Annotated in this window: 18 protein-coding genes and 1 pseudogene; 5 read left to right on the plus strand and 14 right to left on the minus strand. The window is 53.9% G+C overall.

All coding sequences use genetic code 11. The features are described from left to right. Window positions 1–317: 317 nt before the first annotated feature. The 5 genes from RAE07_RS11230 to RAE07_RS11250 all read right to left on the minus strand — a co-directional run bounded on the left by RAE07_RS11230 (window position 318) and on the right by RAE07_RS11250 (window position 2,643). Window positions 318–935, minus strand: a complete 618-nt coding sequence (locus RAE07_RS11230; RefSeq protein ID WP_317001830.1) for a class I SAM-dependent methyltransferase — start codon at window positions 933–935, stop codon at window positions 318–320. 766 nt (window positions 936–1,701) lie between these two features. Then, the gene (locus tag RAE07_RS11235) at window positions 1,702–2,001 is read right to left on the minus strand and encodes a hypothetical protein (RefSeq protein WP_317001831.1); all 300 of its coding nucleotides are present in this window, start codon (window positions 1,999–2,001) and stop codon (window positions 1,702–1,704) included. A 14-nt stretch (window positions 2,002–2,015) separates the two neighbouring features. After that, complete coding sequence (locus tag RAE07_RS11240; protein ID WP_299140774.1) at window positions 2,016–2,342, minus strand: hypothetical protein; 327 nt, start codon at window positions 2,340–2,342, stop codon at window positions 2,016–2,018. A 2-nt stretch (window positions 2,343–2,344) separates the two neighbouring features. Then, on the minus strand, window positions 2,345–2,467 hold the full coding sequence (locus RAE07_RS11245) for a hypothetical protein (protein WP_299140776.1): 123 nt from the start codon (window positions 2,465–2,467) through the stop codon (window positions 2,345–2,347). Continuing rightward, window positions 2,464–2,643 carry a hypothetical protein gene (locus RAE07_RS11250; RefSeq protein WP_299140779.1) on the minus strand — a complete coding sequence of 60 codons (180 nt, stop codon included), beginning with the start codon at window positions 2,641–2,643 and terminating at the stop codon, window positions 2,464–2,466. Before RAE07_RS11250 ends, RAE07_RS11245 begins: the two co-directional genes overlap by 4 nt. 1,050 nt (window positions 2,644–3,693) lie before the next feature. Between RAE07_RS11250 and RAE07_RS11255 the strand changes: the two are divergent. Next, window positions 3,694–4,404 (plus strand): annotated as a pseudogene (locus tag RAE07_RS11255) (IS6 family transposase). Between the two features lie 262 nt (window positions 4,405–4,666). Here RAE07_RS11255 and RAE07_RS11260 read toward each other — a convergent pair. Next, entirely contained in the window at window positions 4,667–5,803 is a 1,137-nt protein-coding gene (locus RAE07_RS11260) for an epoxide hydrolase family protein (protein ID WP_299137754.1), read from the minus strand. A gap of 61 nt (window positions 5,804–5,864) precedes the next feature. Continuing rightward, complete coding sequence (locus RAE07_RS11265; RefSeq protein ID WP_299137753.1) at window positions 5,865–6,821, minus strand: helix-turn-helix transcriptional regulator; 957 nt, start codon at window positions 6,819–6,821, stop codon at window positions 5,865–5,867. A gap of 711 nt (window positions 6,822–7,532) precedes the next feature. Here RAE07_RS11265 and RAE07_RS11270 point away from each other — a divergent pair. Further along, window positions 7,533–7,964 (plus strand): hypothetical protein, encoded by a 432-nt coding sequence (locus RAE07_RS11270; protein ID WP_299137752.1) that lies wholly within the window; start codon window positions 7,533–7,535, stop codon window positions 7,962–7,964. 121 nt (window positions 7,965–8,085) lie between these two features. Here RAE07_RS11270 and RAE07_RS11275 read toward each other — a convergent pair whose 3' ends face one another. From RAE07_RS11275 to RAE07_RS11300, 6 genes are all read right to left on the minus strand, one after another. After that, complete coding sequence (locus tag RAE07_RS11275; protein WP_299137751.1) at window positions 8,086–8,586, minus strand: hypothetical protein; 501 nt, start codon at window positions 8,584–8,586, stop codon at window positions 8,086–8,088. Between the two features lie 381 nt (window positions 8,587–8,967). Then, window positions 8,968–9,420 (minus strand): hypothetical protein, encoded by a 453-nt coding sequence (locus RAE07_RS11280; RefSeq protein WP_299137750.1) that lies wholly within the window; start codon window positions 9,418–9,420, stop codon window positions 8,968–8,970. Window positions 9,421–9,444: 24 nt separating this feature from the next. Then, window positions 9,445–9,660, minus strand: a complete 216-nt coding sequence (locus RAE07_RS11285; protein ID WP_299137749.1) for a hypothetical protein — start codon at window positions 9,658–9,660, stop codon at window positions 9,445–9,447. Between the two features lie 12 nt (window positions 9,661–9,672). Then, the gene (locus RAE07_RS11290) at window positions 9,673–10,164 is read right to left on the minus strand and encodes a hypothetical protein (protein ID WP_299137747.1); all 492 of its coding nucleotides are present in this window, start codon (window positions 10,162–10,164) and stop codon (window positions 9,673–9,675) included. Window positions 10,165–10,404: 240 nt separating this feature from the next. After that, entirely contained in the window at window positions 10,405–10,869 is a 465-nt protein-coding gene (locus RAE07_RS11295) for a hypothetical protein (RefSeq protein WP_299137745.1), read from the minus strand. Window positions 10,870–10,974: 105 nt separating this feature from the next. Further along, a complete protein-coding gene (locus tag RAE07_RS11300; RefSeq protein ID WP_299137744.1) occupies window positions 10,975–11,376 on the minus strand; it encodes a hypothetical protein in 402 nt (133 codons plus the stop codon). Window positions 11,377–11,701: 325 nt separating this feature from the next. On the opposite strand from RAE07_RS11300, the gene RAE07_RS11305 reads away from it, so the two are divergent. After that, window positions 11,702–12,325 carry a DJ-1/PfpI family protein gene (locus RAE07_RS11305; protein ID WP_317001832.1) on the plus strand — a complete coding sequence of 208 codons (624 nt, stop codon included), beginning with the start codon at window positions 11,702–11,704 and terminating at the stop codon, window positions 12,323–12,325. 128 nt (window positions 12,326–12,453) lie between these two features. Next, window positions 12,454–12,672, plus strand: coding sequence for a GtrA family protein (locus RAE07_RS11310; protein WP_317001833.1), 219 nt, complete (start codon window positions 12,454–12,456; stop codon window positions 12,670–12,672). A 223-nt stretch (window positions 12,673–12,895) separates the two neighbouring features. Here the strand turns inward: RAE07_RS11310 and RAE07_RS11315 are convergent, their stop codons facing one another. Continuing rightward, on the minus strand, window positions 12,896–13,798 hold the full coding sequence (locus RAE07_RS11315) for a DUF2262 domain-containing protein (protein ID WP_317001834.1): 903 nt from the start codon (window positions 13,796–13,798) through the stop codon (window positions 12,896–12,898). Window positions 13,799–13,934: 136 nt separating this feature from the next. Here RAE07_RS11315 and RAE07_RS11320 point away from each other — a divergent pair, with 136 nt between their 5' ends. Continuing rightward, a complete protein-coding gene (locus RAE07_RS11320; RefSeq protein WP_317001835.1) occupies window positions 13,935–14,669 on the plus strand; it encodes a hypothetical protein in 735 nt (244 codons plus the stop codon). The last annotated feature ends 1,023 nt before the right edge of the window (window positions 14,670–15,692 follow it).

Here is a 15,692-nt window from a genome sequence, read left to right on the forward strand (position 1 = left end):
CATGTCGCGTGGGTGCAAAATGAGCTCAACGAAACACCCCGACAAATCCTCGGCGGCGCAACCCCACGTGAAATACTTAACGAACTATTCAAGCGTGGCGCATCCACCGCTTGATTCCGCCTCTCCTATCTGCTGTTTTGGTTTTCCGGTTTTGGGGTGTGAGTAGAGGTGCTGGGCTCTCTTGGAGAGCAAAGTCGATGAGGTTTCAAAAATGCTTTTCACTCGCCCCGTTTCGTGCAGGGGTGGAAGGTTGCCGGCCTGACTTAGGGGCTACTGACTTGTCGAATGTGTCGGTGCCAGGTGGTTGGGTTGCTGGATTAGGAGTTAGTTGATCCGCCGGATGGTTTAGTCCACCTGAGTGTGTATCGGTAGTAAAAACGTCGTTGAATGCGGCATCCGGGGAGAACAATTTTGGCTATGTCGCAAATTTCTTTCAGCGACTTTTGTGGTTTTGAAGTCTTCATACCGGGATAATATTCTTCACGATGGACTTTACTCATCAAACGCACTGGGATGACGAGTGCCCCAGAGATGAACCAGTCGGCCGCAGTTTTGTTGGAGGCAATCCCTATCACGAATAGTTCTCCTCCGGGTGATAGGAGTTCTGCGAGCCGTTTGAGTGCCGGTTCGAGTGGGAGGTGGTGGAGTGTTGCCACTGCCGTGATGAGATCGAACTGCTGTCCTAGTAGTTCTGGGGCGTCGAAAACATCGCCGAGAATTACAGTTGCGTTTGGGACGGTGGCCAGAAGGGCCCTCGCCTGTTTGACTGCATGGGGGTCTGAGTCTATGCCTCTTACGTCATGGACTACCTCCGCGAATTTGCTGACTAGTAGTCCGTCTCCCGAACCAACGTCAAGGACTTTCGAATCCGGCCCCGGGGCAGCGGCGAGCAGTTCAGAATGGTAGGCCGTGTTGTGATTCCAGCGATCTGTCATGGCATGGTCAATTTTACCGAATTGGATGGAGCTGAATTGTCAGAATCCTGCAAGCTAACTATTGGGACAATCGTTCCATTATTAATTTGTAGTTCACTTGCCGCCGCAACAGACTCAGAGGAAGCGCAAGATGAGGCGTCCTGCGTTGCGTTTCGTCTATTTCGGTATTTTTTAAGAGACTGAATTAAGAGTGGAAAGGAAATGGTACATGACTCGGGCCGGTTGAATTGCGTTGGGTTATTCCCGGTGGAGTTCGGGACAACCCAGGCGCCTTCTAGTTCGATGGTTCCACTGGCGGCGAGGGTTTGGATGGTGTGCATGATGCTTGCGATAGCTGCAAGTTTGGTGTCGAAATGGTCGAGGTGTGCTATTAATTCCTGGAGTGTGATGGGTGCAACTCGGGGTCTACGGGGTTGTCTTCCAGATTTGTATTCGCGGAATGTTTTTGACCGTAGGCCACGACGTCGTTGCTACGAAGTCGGTGCGCATTCCCGATGGTCGGTAGGGCCTGACACCCTCCGTATGGCTAGCCCTATAGGCTATGAACTGCATACTTTATCTCTTACCCTCGACACAGAGAGCTTTCTGTTGCTCTACCTATTGCTCCGGTTGCGGGCGCGCTGTAAGGCGGTATGGTTTTGGGTGTCCGCAGCGCACCTCCCCCGGCGCATAGTCGGACGGAAGGAAAATAAAAAAGCCACAATCCCCCCACAGGTGGCTTCTCCCCTAGTGCTTCCAACGACGAGAAGCACTAGGGGAGTTTCCTTTATTGCGCGCTTTCCAGCTTTTCTTTGAGGCTAGTGGCTAAGTCTAGGAGTTCGTCTGGGTTATCTGCGGGCCTCTGCTGAGACAGGTTCCGTTGTGCTGCGTGCACAAACTTAGCGAGTGTGCCGGCGTCGCGGGCCAGTGGGGAAGTGGCAGGCAACTCCGCTTGTATTGCTTGCAGGTGCTTGGCAGCACTGTTGGCGGCGTTTAGTGCGTACTCGTAGTCTCCAGTATCCCCGTGCGCCCCAATAAACAAGGCGCACAGGTGCGTGTCTTGGGCTTCATGAACAATGTCGGCCATTGCCCGCTCCTTAGTCATGCCGTTTTCCAAGTTCTTTTTATTTTTGTCGAAGCCTTCCACGCTCTTCCTAAGTTAAGGGTTTGAAGAACAGTAAGCATCATGATCCAACCAACCCCCTCTATGCCGGACTCTGGTTCCGCACCAGTAAGAAAAGCGACTGTGATTACAAGCCCCTGAACAATAAAAATTATTGAAGGGAATTTCACTTTAGCGGCCCCAATGAACAGCCCTATTCCGACCACCAGTAGGGCCAGGAAAGCCCCTATGAGCAAGTCGCCACCGCTCCTTTCGTCGTAATATTCAACCAGTTGGAACAGTGCAAACAGCGCAACTTGAATCACGATTAGCGCCCTTGTTCGATAAAAGCTTCTAGTGCTTCAGCCACAAGGGCCTGCAGGGTGACGCCGCGCGAGCGGGCCGCATCAGTCGCTCGAGCCTTGAGGTCAGCAGGCACGCGTACGTTCATCGATACAAGCGCGGGGGGCGTGGCAGCGGCAGCTCCAGGGCGTGGAGGGTAGCGACTTGGACGTCCTCGATGGTGTAGTGCTCGCCTAGGCGGTGAGCAGCCTCCGGGGCGAAAGACTCCAGGCGGGCGCGGGCAGCTTGGGCAGCGGGTGAGGGCGGACGTTTACGTGTAGACATGATTTCATGTGTACACATAGGCGAGCTAGGTTGCTACTTTTTATTACTACCGCGCTAGCTAGCTTGCTATCTAGCATTCTTTCTAGCACCTCCTCTTTCTCCAGGACGCGGGATTTTCCTACGGAAGTAAACTCGCGTACTTCGGTAAATCGCCTGCATAAGGCGCGCTTTGTTTCTTCTGTTGCCGAGGGGTACCAATCCCATGGGCCGTCATTGGATAGCAGGTAAAGCGAGGTATATGCGGCCTGTCTATCCGCATACCGTGCGGCTAGCTTGCAGGGGTAGGGGTCGCTCATGGTGAGCAGCTGTGACACTGGGAGCTGACCACGAAATTCGTCCAAGATGAGCACGTCATGCGCATCAGATCCATCAAAAGCGCCGCTATTGTAGTAGGTGGCGCGGTAAATATCGGCCCAATCCGCGCTTTCTAGGGCACTGCGAGTTTTTCCAGTTCCAGTAGCGCCGAAAAAGCATTTTACCTGTACATCGCGCATTTTACGGCCCCAGGGTTCGGCATTGCGTGCTTCAATTAGCGTCTGGCATTGGCGCTCGAATTTCCAAGCGTTTTCGTTGCTAGCTAGCAAGCTAGATAGCTTGCAGTTAGAGGACATGATTTCTTCGCGAAGCTCCTCCAAGTCAGAGCGTTGACCTTGACTCTCCTTGAAGTCGATTTCGCCTTTGACCAGCGGCAATTCGCCTTGGACTCGCGTTTTTCCTTGGTCACGTAGGCTACTGCTTCACGAGCAGTTCCGCCCCTAGGCTCCAGATGTGCTGTCGGGAGCTTATTTTTTAGCGTGCTAAATCGTATCGGCTGGTCGTGGGATAGGTATATCTGCCAGTGTAAATAGCCGCTTTTCCCTTTTCTAGCTGACCAAAATATGCCGAGTAGCTAGCTAGCTTGCTTGCTTTCTACTTCGTCTCTGCTAACACCTTTGTCTCCATCTGCGGGAATCGTTAGCAGCCAGTCGCGTGTTCGCTGGTCAGAGTGGTTTTGGTGGTGCTGTTGCAAAGTTGGGGCAGTAGGAAGAGCGAGGTGAAATAATCACAGCCATGGGTATCTTCTCCGGTTGTCATTTCCCCGTGACATCATTCTGTGGGCAGTGCGGTGGTACTGCCGCTACGGGGTGAGCTACCGCGCTCTGGAGGAAATGATGACTTCAGCGGGGCGTGCCGGTCGATCACACCACGATCTACCGCTGGGTCCAGAAATACGCCCCTGAGCTGGACCAGCAAACACGGCGGTACCGGCAGGTACCTGACTGGCAGGCCAGTTCCTGGCGGGTGGATGAGACCTATATCCGGGTCGGCGGCAGGTGGTGCTGCCTCTATCGGGCGATTACCGCCGGTGGTCAGACCCTGGACTTTTACCTCTCTTCGAAGCGAAACGTGGCCGCAGCGAAGTGTTTCCTGGCCAAGACCCTCAGATCCAATGCGTCAGCCGGGTATCTCAGAGTGATCAACGCCGATAAAGCACCCTGCCTAGCCAGGGCAATCGCCGAGTTGAAGTCAGAGGGAATCTGCCCGCCAACAGTGGAACACCGGTAGGTGAAATACCTCAACAACATCCTGGAAGGCGACCATGGTCGGCTGAAGCGGATCCTCGGGCCGAAAGGCGCGTTTAAGAACCGGACATCTGTATATCGGACGTTGAAAGAGATGGAGGCGATGCACTCCTTGCGGAAAGGGCAAGGCGCGATGTTTGCCAACAGGCAACCGAACCCGGACGCGGTGATCGTCAACCGGGTCTTCCAGAATATCTAAGCAGGCTGGGCCATAATGCTGGCCAGGCGACGAAGAAAGGAGTGTTCGCGGTTCTCCACCCAACTTTGCAACAGCACCCTATCTGTTACGGCTGGCGGGTCGTCTACATCGTCACCGTACTGATCGTCCTGACGGTCGCCGCCTCACATGAAAGCATTGCCGCCAAATGTGTCCGTGCCTTCTTTGCCGTGTTGTGTTGGTCGGGTCCTGCCGCGCCGCTACATGGAGGGCCGCGGCATAGCAGGCACGACAGGAATGTGGGTCAGGACAGGTGCCCGATGGCGCAGCGAATGTCAGTTGCGACGAGGTCTGGCTGCTCCCAGGCAGCGAAGTGCCCACCCTTAGCGGCTTCGGTCCAGTGCACGATCTCGTCAGTATTCTCCGCGATGCGGCGCACTGGTCGACTGATGTCGTTGGGCATGACCAAGATGGCTGTAGGGACGTCGGACTTGGAAAGAGGAGCGGTCCAGTCGGGGCGTCCGTACTTGTAGTAGCGAGCGGCCGATCCCGCCGTGCGGAAGAACCAGTAGATCGACACTGCGGTGAGCATCTGGTCGCGTCCGAGAAGTGCGTCAGGGTTCTCCTCGGTGCTGGTCCAGTCGTGGAAGCGCTCGACCATCCAGGACATCTGTCCGATGGGCGAGTCGGTCAGTGCGTAGGCCAGTGATTGTGGGCGGGTGGACTGAAGTATGGCGTAGGCGCTCAGGTCGTGCTGATATCGGATGCCGCGCGCGACAGCCTCCGCTTCGGCCGGATTAGACATGTCAGCGGTGTCGCGGGTAAGGCCCTCGCCACCCAGCATCCCTGTGGTGTGAATGCCTGCGACCGCTTCAGGATGTTGGATTCCCAAATTGCGAACGATTCCGGATCCCGTGTCGTAGCCGTGCGCGAGGAACCGGTCGTATCCGAGCCGGTGCATCAGGGTGGCGAAGGCGTCAGCGACGCGGCTTACGGTCCAACCGTTCGCGGGGCCGGAGATCCCGAACCCTGGAATGGTGGGGATCACGACGTGAAAGGCCTGTTGATCTTCTCCGGGATCCGTGAGCTGAGGCAGCATGTCGAGGAAGTCTACTGGTGTGCCAGGCCAGCCATGCACGAGGAGTAAGGGCTTGGCTTCAGGTTGTTGCGAGAGTTGGTGGAAGAAGTGAATGTCGTGTCCGTCGATTGGAGTCGTGAATTGCGGCACGGCATTGATGCGGGCCTCCTGGGCGCGCCAGTCGAAACCGTCCTTCCAGTAGGCGGTGAGCTCCTTGGCGTAGTCAAGAGGAAGTCCGTCAGCCCAGTCATCGGTGGGGCCTCGGTCGGGCCAGCGCACGGACTCAAGTCGCTGCCGCAAGTCGGTGAGTTCGCTTTCGTCAATGTGGAGAGTGAACGGTGAAATCTGTGTCGTTGTGTTCATGCCTACAACTTAATCAGCCCTTGTGGACACAGGTTGGCCACAAGTCCAACGATCAGTCAGATTAGGGCATAGTCGCCTCAATTAGTCGCTTGCCCCAGGCCTGCAAATGATGCCTGGCCTCTTTGGGCTCGTGAACCTTGAATGGTGCACCGATGCTGGTGAGGCCGAAGGCGACCCAATCAAGCTGATCTGCGGCGATCGTGACGTTGCAGGACCCCGGGCCGGTCGGCTCGATACTGGCATACTCACCAAGAACCTCTTCCGCTCGCGCAGCATTCGCTTGGACGGTGGCGCGCACCAGGTGGAGCGACCGCGCGGCGGTCAGGCCCTCGGACAAGAACGTCGAAGCATCGCCGCTCGGGAGTTGCCGTTGGGCGAAGGAATCCCCAGTCGGTTGTGCCTCGGCGATGCGATCCACGCGGAATAGTCGCCAGTCCTGCCTCAGTAGGTCAAAGGCGACAAGGTATAGCAGACCCTCCCGCGAGACGAGGTCGTGCGGTTCGACTTCGCGGGTAGACTTCGCTCCACCTGCTGTGCTGTAAGCAATCAATATTCTTTCGCTACGGCGGGAAGCAGTGGCGACGGTAGTGATGACTCGCACCTCACTGATGGGACGTCGTTTGCCGGGCGGCGAGGAGATAGTAATGCTCCGTAGGGCCTCAACCTGACGACGTACCTTTGGCGGAAGGACCTCCATGAGCTTCACCAGCGCGCTCACCGTCGCATCGATGTCGGAGTCGGCTGCCTTGGCGGTTGCGTAGGTCAGTCCGAGCACAACGACCACCGCCTCGTCCTCAGAAAGCATTAACGGAGGCAACGCGGACTTACCCGTTAAGGCGTAGCCCCCACCGGTTCCTCGGCTCGCGCTAATCGGATAGCCGAGCTCCTGCAGAGTGGTCACGTCACGGCGTAGTGTGCGTGGGCTAATCTCCAAGCGTTCAGCCAGTTCAGCCGCGGACCACAATCGTCCCGAGTGCAACAAGGTCAGCAACTCAAGAAGGCGCGTTTTGCTCGACATGGGTCGATTTTATCTGACTGTCCCGTAGGTGTTAGGACAGCTTGTTGAATGGATCTCTCAAGGCCTGTCGGGGGCTCTGATCATACGAGAGAAAGAGATACTTGGGAGCACCTTCGAGTGGGGCCCGCATCGATCAACGTCTCCGGTCAGTACACGCCTACAACATCGCCCAGGCTGTTGGAGCAGATAACCGCGAGCCAGAGATGCCACCAACCCGTGATCGCCTGACGATGGCTCGTCGCGTGCGTGGTTATGTCCTCGGCAACAAACGCTCTAGTAGTTCAGGAACGTCCATAGGAGGCGCTGGAAGCGCCACAGCCCGCGAGCGCAAAGCGCTGGCCACCATGGGGCGCAAAGGCGGCCAGAAAGCCGCAGAACGATGGAACGACCGCAACAGTGACTACGCTCGGTCTGCATTAGAACGGCTGGAGGGGATTCAACGCCGAAAGAAGGTGAAGGGGCAGACCACTAGAGCGCAAATTCAAGCGATCGTAGGTCAGAGCATTCTTGAAACAGGAAGAACCCCTACACGTAAAGAGATAGCCGCTGAAGTTGGCTGTAATCAACGGTTACATGTGTCGTCCGTCTTGGAGAGAATAAGAATCAGAGCACGATTCTAGAAATAAACCCTTGAGGGTATTTTTCGGCTGTAAAATACAGTGAATTGGTGCAGGACAAAATTTTTGCGCATTGAAGTGTGGAGTGTGGAACGTGAACGCTGAGTGGAGCTCATCAGCTTTCGGGGGGTATATGAATTCTCTTTTGAAGAGATATTTTGCTGAAGAAAACCTGATTTCCCCCGGGGCTGTCGAGCTTAGAGCGGCTTGGAGAACGCCTCGATTCGTCTACTGCGTATTTTCAGTAATGTCTACGCGAGGGCTTGCGTATCTTGGCATGGAATTGCCCCCAATACCGAGTACTGGGGGCGTCTCTTCGGAGGAAGATACTGCTGTAAAAGGTTGGGCGGATAAACTTGCTGGAGACCCATTTGCCGGGGACTTGGACTATGGATCAGGAGATAAAATTGACTGGCTTGGGGAAGTCAGCAACAACGTTCCTCAGCATTTTATGGAATTGAGAAGGATGAAAGCAGACAGAAGAGTAGACGCAGAGCTTTACATTCCGCTAACGGGTCACGGCTAACCTTTTCTTAGGTCTTATCGGATTTATTTTTGATGAAAATCATTAGCACAAACAAAAGTGACCCTAACTGCTCTAGTTAGGGTCACTTTTCTTGCATCATGATTTTACGATTTAATTACGCTCAAACCGTAAACGGACGTCCGTAGTCAATGTACTCATTACTCTTTTCCTGGAACGGAGCTAAAAGGTAGCGGCTTTTCCAAGGGCAAGGAACTCTCCACAGATAGTAATCATTACCTACATATCCGTCTTCCCGTAGCACTCCTTCTGTCTCAGGGCGGGGGCGTACAACTCCAATAACCTTTTCGGGGACAAGGGCTCTACGACCTACTGGATCTGTCCACTGGAAATCATGTTCCCATCCTTCGTCAAAATCACACCCATCAAAATAAACTAATACCTCACTCGGCGAACTGAGAGAATGGGGAGGGTTCGCTATCGGAATTTCCTCGTACCAAATGTCATGGTCTACTTTTTTGCCTTCATCAATCCACTCGAGAATCTCGTGCTCATCAAAACTGGCACCTGCAAGAACCTGGATTGCACTACCCTGGATTGCACTACCATGCGAGTCTAGAAGGAAGCGTTTGACGTAGGCGAGATAAATATTAGATATATGCATTAACCGAGTCCTATCTTTTAAAGGTTGCCAGGAATCTTACATTCAACGCGAGTCGGATTACTATAAGCCCTCGCATAATAAGTTCCCGTTGAGGTAACAATTGTTCCTTCAGTTACCCCGATAAATGAGGTTTCGACGTTTCCAATGCAATCTTGTTCCACGTCAAGCAAGCTGTAGCTTATAATTCTTCCCGACCAACCGGGGTGCATATTAGGCATCCACCAAACAAGGATCAGGCCCGTTTTCCGTCAGTCAGATAATGAAGACGACGGTTCTGGCCGTGTCGGGTAGCAGCTATTTACGATGACCTGATGGCGGATACGAATCATCTCGCATTAAGTGGTCAAGTACCTTCGTGACAATAATCAAGAGGAAAATCCTTTATTCCTGCATCCATATTTGATTCGAAGCATCATTAAAATCGAGCAAGTCGTTCCATGTAGAAGGAACGAAACTTTTCCTATCTGTTTTCAACCAAGTGATACGATCCGGATCCTCAAAATCGAGTTCTCTAAGAAATGATTCACCAGCAATTTCGTACGCCCATAAGTCGTGGACATTTTCATACTCAACCGAGTATTCTCGAAAAGTTCCCTCAGGGTGGAAGATGGCTTCAAACCCCACAAAGGCTGTACCGTTAGGTGTTTCTACTTTCAAAATAATGTATAAGAAGGTATTAATCCAAGCAGCGGCGCCATGGAACCTTGGCAATGATGTGGCGGGTTCATCCCTAAACCTATTTTCACTCAAAGCATCCTTATTAAGGATCTCTGCCAAGGAAAACGCGGCAGCCTTTAAATCAAAATGATGCTCTGGGGTTACTGCCATTTCCATAAATCCAAAGTGGGAATATCTGTACTAAACCAGCGCCACCAGCTTCTTGTCCGACGGGATTGTTCCAGCGGACTCAATGCGGATAGTGAAATACTCACCGTCGGGAACGAAGATGACAACACCGTGCGGAAATTGGGCTCCCCACTCGCCGTTGTCCTCTCTCGCAGAAATCTCCAACGTATCCAGAGACTTGACGAGCATGGGAGTAGAGAAGGTGGTGATGTCTTTATATGAGCTCATTTTGCTCCTACTTTACAAGAGCTTCTTTAAAGGAAAATCCTTACTGATCCAGATTCTTTCCTTGGCACGCTCATTTAAGTCCTCATAGTAGCTTAAGAAATCTCCGATGGACTGCGCCTTTGCATCTGCAGCTTCCTTTCCTCCAGCCCATACAATTTTGTCCGGCTCGGAAAAATCTGCTTTAAGGATTGGATAGTCGCCAGCTAATGTATCGAAAACAATTGACTCGGCGATTTCTTCGTATAAATAAGGTGACCATACATAGCGCTGGTAGCCAGCCTCATACCCTACAATTGCCGTCCGTTTTGGGGCTTTAACACGGAGGGTAAGGGCGATCTCGAAATGAGAAGGACATTGCACTATGAATAATGGAGCTATGTCTGTCTTGCTTTTATAGCTGTTTTCGTCAGCTATCCATTTGTCTAGTGCTGCCGACAACTTTATTGCTAATCGGTCAATATCGATTTGTTCGATATCTATCCACATAGATTTTCCATTCTTCACTTCAGAAGTTTTAGTTACGCATACGCTATTCCCCAGCGATGTCCTCAAAGTTAGGAATTGTCGAGCTGAACCAATCAGGAGCTTCTATCCTTCCATCAGTAGGATAGAAAGTGTTCATGCCACGAGTTTCAGTAGCATAATCTGCTGGAACCGTCATCACAGTTGGTGCGCATTTTAACTATTTTCCGTTAAAGCATGCTGCTGCCGCTTCATTCGCTAGCATCTAAGGATTACTTTTCACTAGGCAAGGTACGACGTTTCAAGGAAGTCCTCAAGACTCCAATAGTCAGGATCAAACCACGCAACGCACTCGTTGGTTTCGATAGCGACTAATTGGTCAGGCAGGAGGATGAGGAAATCATTTATCTCAGTGCGGATACCTTGGCGTTGTAGCTCTTGTGCGACTCGTTCGGTTCTCGCCTGTGGGGTCTCGGCGGGGCGACGATTAAGGTCAACGCCATAGAAAGTGTCCGTGATTGGCGTCTCCAGGTACTTCATTTCAACGGTGACGCATTTACCGTCTTCCACGCAGCACACAATCTTGCGGCCAGGATCACCAGGCTCTAGTGTTTCGATATCGACCCAGCCTTCAAACTGTTCCTCATACGTATCCGCAGCTAACTCCGAGTCATAGCATGCTTTAGTGGCCTGGTTCACCGTCATTCCAGGTTTTACGGGCAAAGGGCAGGTACCTTCAATATTCATTTTCTCGATGCACTTCCTTCTTCGTCGGTTGTTTAATACGTCAAGGCATTTGGTTAGGCTGTCGCGTAAGTCAGACTGCACACTCGTGTGATTGAAATTGGCTAGCTACCCCCAGTAAATAGCTACAACTTTGCCGAATTGGTACGACAATGCGATTGTCCCATTGTCGTGGGGAATGGTTATGCCGTCACGGTCGTGTTCAAATTCGATCCCCACATCTTTTAGGGCTCTTACAAACTTTCGGCTTGACAATGACAGTGGGATATCAAGGAAGCTATCTGACTCCCGTGCGTCTAAGATTTCTATTGAGGTAATCAATCCGGCAGTCTCGTAGCTTTTAATGGCGTAGTTGATCCCCCCGATCTCACATTTGCCAAGAACCTGACCCGTAGTGTCCATTTTGAGAAATGAGATGTCTAGGTATCGGTAATCAGACAGAAGATTTTCGTAATATGAAACAGGTACAGACAGCTGCAGCGGTTCAGGTACCTCAAAATTGAACTTCATTTTCTACAACTCCTTGACGCAAGATGTTTATCTTCTCGATCCTGCCTTTTGGAAGATCCAACTTAGACGAGGGGATATTCTTTACAGTCTAGGCTGCAAGTGTGGCGTAGTTTGGCTTCATTGTTAGATTGTCTGCCGCTCGGCTGTTTCCGATACGGAAGTCTTTGCTTAGGAAAACTCGGGCTAGAGCGTCGTCAGTAATTCCGGAATAAGAATCTAGGGCTTGGACTAAGAAGACACAGTAAGTCTTATTTAGGACGGAGTCTTCCGCTTTATTAATAGGGTGTATCACACTGACACACCCTCTATCACGTAATCTATGACTATGGGAAAGCTGATTGGGGAGCGACATGTTTCCGTCATCCTTTTTGAAGGATTCGAGGTGTTAGACGTCTTTGGGCCGGTGGAGCTTTTGAGTCAGGTTCCGGACATACGTATAAGTTTTTTAGGAAAGGAAAAAGAGCCCGTCCAGAGCGCCCAGGGCGTACGTGTCTTGACAGATCTGCCTTACACAAACCTCGAGAATCCGGATATTCTCCTGATCCCCGGGGGTGCGGGGACGCGAACCCTAGTTCAAGACACCACCTTCCTGTCCTGGTTAAAGGAAACGGGACAGCGCGCCGAGATGGTGGCATCGGTTTGTACTGGTTCAGCCCTACTGGCAGCCGCGGGGCTCCTTAAAGGGCGCCGAGCAACGAGCAACAAGAGGGCATTCGGTTGGGTTTCTTCCTTGGATGATGATGTTGAATGGCAATCTCAAGCCCGTTGGGTGGAGGATGGAAAAATATGGACATCCTCGGGCGTTGCGGCGGGTTTGGACATGACTGCCTCGCTGATCCAGCACCTCTTCGGTGCAGAGGCTTTTGAAGAAGCGACCACGCTAGCAGAATATCAGCCACAAACAGACAGCACTGTCGACCCCTTCGCCGATATTCATGGCCTCATCTAGTTCACCTTATAAAAAGCCCCAGCTGGCCTACCCGACCCCCGCAGACGCACCTCATCCCAAGCCAGACAGTCGACGACGCCCATGATAGACCACGGCCGACGGGCAGGTGCACGAAAAACGCCCGGGCAGTGGTGTTGTTCTTCATCGTGGGAGTCATCGGTGCCGCCATCGACTTCGGCACCGCACACTTCCTCGAAACCTCCGGGGCAAACGCCCTGATCAGCCGGGCAATCAGTTACATCCTCGGCAGCCTGTTCGCCTACTACGGCAATAGCGTTGTCACTTTCTCCGGCAACCGGTCCACCACCGAGAAGCTGAGGCCTTCATCGTCTACACCGCGTGTTTGATCATGGCGGTGCTGGTCAACAAGCTCGCCCGTATCCCGCTGGCGGATTTCGAAAACACGGTTTTCCTCTCGTGGGTGACGCAGGCAACAGTCACCACCCTCAACTTCATCCTGTAGAGCAAGTGGGTGTTCACCAGAGAAAACACCTCACGGTGAGCGCATTCCGCTCCGGCAAGCACCCCTCATCCTGCCCGGCAGGGCAAGGTGGGAGAAGGACTGTCGGGTTAGACGTCCATCTCGATCGAGGTGGGAGTTCCGTCCCTCTTCGTCTTGACCGTCACGGGGTGCCCACCGAACATGTACCCGTCGTCGAACTCGACACCAACGTTTCCCCTGTGGGGAATGCTCACCACAGTCGGAGTCAGCTTGGCGTAGACGTCCTCCACCCCGAGTTTCGGGGCGGGTGTCGGCCTCCCTTCCGCCTCGGCCACATCGTGGCGCCACCGGTTCGCGGCCGGAAGCGCTTTTTCGGCCCCCAGCATGCGCGCGTTATCGAGGTACTCCTGGGAGAGGACGTTGTTGATGAAGTTCAGCGCCGACTTGAACTTCTTCGCCATGTTCCCCTGGCCCGCGAGGAGCAGTTCTGGCCCCTCGTACCACATACTGACCTTGACGCCGAGGTCGTCCGCTTTACCCTCGAAAGTCGAGAACGTCCGGTCAAGGACCAGTTGTCCGATATTGGCCTCCAGGATTACCGGTTCGGCAGTCTTGGCTGAGAGTTCTTCCATCTCTGGGTCGGGCAGCGGGTCAAGCATTTCCCAAATGGTGACGTAGGGTTCCTTCCTGATATCGGAAAAGAAGTAGCTACCCCGCGCGCGATACACCTTGAACGGCTCCAGATCGGCGATTTCCCGCGGATCCCAGAGCGTCTTTCCCTGCCGGGTATGAAACAGGTGCGGGTAACGCACATGGATACTCCCGGTGGTTACTTCCCCGTCGGGAAGTAGCCGGAGAGCCACACCAGGCATAAGCATAAGTTGGAGTTTGAGCTTGTCTTTGGCGCAGTCATCATCCACGACCCTCTTTTCCGGCACCGAGGAGACGATGAAGTGGAATTCGACTTCCTCTTCCTTAGCGCTCCTTTGCGTAACAGGGTCGTCGGGAAATTCCTCGTAAAGCGACAGCATGCGGCAATGGTAACTCACCCCACGTGCCCCCGCACCGGAATTCATGGCGGCGGGACCCGACACATGTTCGCCCCCGCGCACCTCCGATCCCCAGCCGGCCAGGGGGCATGACCGGGGTGTTTGTTACTGTGTGTGCATGAACCGACACATAGTGCCCGCCCTCGCCCTCGCCGCCGCCTGCACCACCGTCGGCGCCTGCTCCACCAACCAGGACACCGGGGACAACCCCGCCACCGGGGTCTCTGCCTCTCCGACAGTCGACAAGGGCCCCGTCGACCCCCACACCACCGTCGTCGACGACACCGCCGCCCCGCAGGGCTACAGCATGGACAGCATCAACCAGATGATCCAGGACCAGGAAGCCGAAAGCCCCGGCATCAACCAGGACATGGTCTCTATGGCCCAGGAAGTCACCGCCGACCCGGCCGAATGCGCCGCCTTAATCCCCACCGGCGTGACCTACATCTCCAAAATCGTTCAGAACCCCGACGCTATCGCGGCCCGCGACTTCACCAACGAGTCCACTGACGCGACACTCAGCGTGGCCGTCTCATCCGACCCGCAGCTGTTGAACCACCCCCGTGACGTGTCGGTATGCGAGTCGATCACCAGGACCCTCGCCGGCGGATCCACGTCCTATACTGCGGCACCCATGGAGCTGCGCGTCGACGGCGCCGACTCCGTCACCGCCGCCGAGGTGACCCTGACACAGTCCTCCTCCCCCCTTTCCGGTGACAACGGCTCCGTCAGCCGCATCGCCTATGTCGAGATCGACGGGGCCACCTACACCGTCTCCGGCTCCCCCGAAGTCGCACCCGAAGATTTCACCCGCATGGTCCAGGCGCAGGCCGAGAAAATCCGCCAGCGATAACACACCGCGGGTCATGCCCGCCCCGCTCCCCGGGCACCGGTGGCGGGCAGGAGACGTCGCCTACCGCCAGGCAAGGCTGACAGGGTCCCACACCCCAGCCGCGGTGGCAGGATCCCCGCCCAGGATGGGGTCCAGTTCAGTCACCACCGCACCTAGGGACTCTCACCGCAATTCTCCACGCTGCTTACGGAGTATATCTTGTGCTTTGCGCAGCGCAGTCTCGTTCGATTTCGCCAACTTGGAGGAAGACTTCAGTGCGTGAAAGAACTCTTCTGATTCAGCCCATCGCGCCAATTCGTCATACGAAAATTCGGACGCATCATCTTTTCTATTTATAGTCACTTCACCTGTGCTTTCGTCGACACATACACAATGTGTTCAAACATGCTTCATTTGGGGGTTAAGGGTTAAAAGAACCCTCCTATCCGTGCTCTCACGAGCGGCATAGGAGGGTGGGGTATCCCCACTGATGTGGGGCGTGGGTACGTTGCCGAGCAATTGATCCTGCCCATTTGCGAGCTATCCCCACTGACGTGGGGCGCGCCCAAAATCGGCCAGGATTCGCTGTCATCGACAGATACCCTGCCTTTTCAGGCTGGCAACGAGTATACCAGGTTTCACCATCTGCGAGTAGTTTAGGACGCTTCCTTCTGCAGGGAGTGGGGCAGTGTGCTGCGAACACCTAGTACTATGCCGCCTTATAGGGTGTCTGCACCCGGAAAATGCTTCGGCAGGTGGTTAGCTTCTACATTTGCTACATATGCATACAGGTACATCCGTGCATACACGTAGAATGATTTCTTCTATCTTGATACCTATCTAGCAGGCACATTTTCCCTAAAGCGATTCGTGCTGGTGAAGTCCGTGGGGGTCGCTTTGCGACTTTCTCTTCGGGAATACTGCTAAGTACCTTCTAACTTTGAAGGGCACAAGTTACGGGTTGCGACGTTGAGGTTGCCATCCGTTGGTAAGCATTGTGGGATGTCGGGTTTAAGGGTTTGGTCCGGAACTCGATGATCAAAG

The sequence above is a fragment of the Corynebacterium nasorum genome, from assembly GCF_032821635.1.
Classification (GTDB): Bacteria; Actinomycetota; Actinomycetes; order Mycobacteriales; family Mycobacteriaceae; genus Corynebacterium; species Corynebacterium kefirresidentii.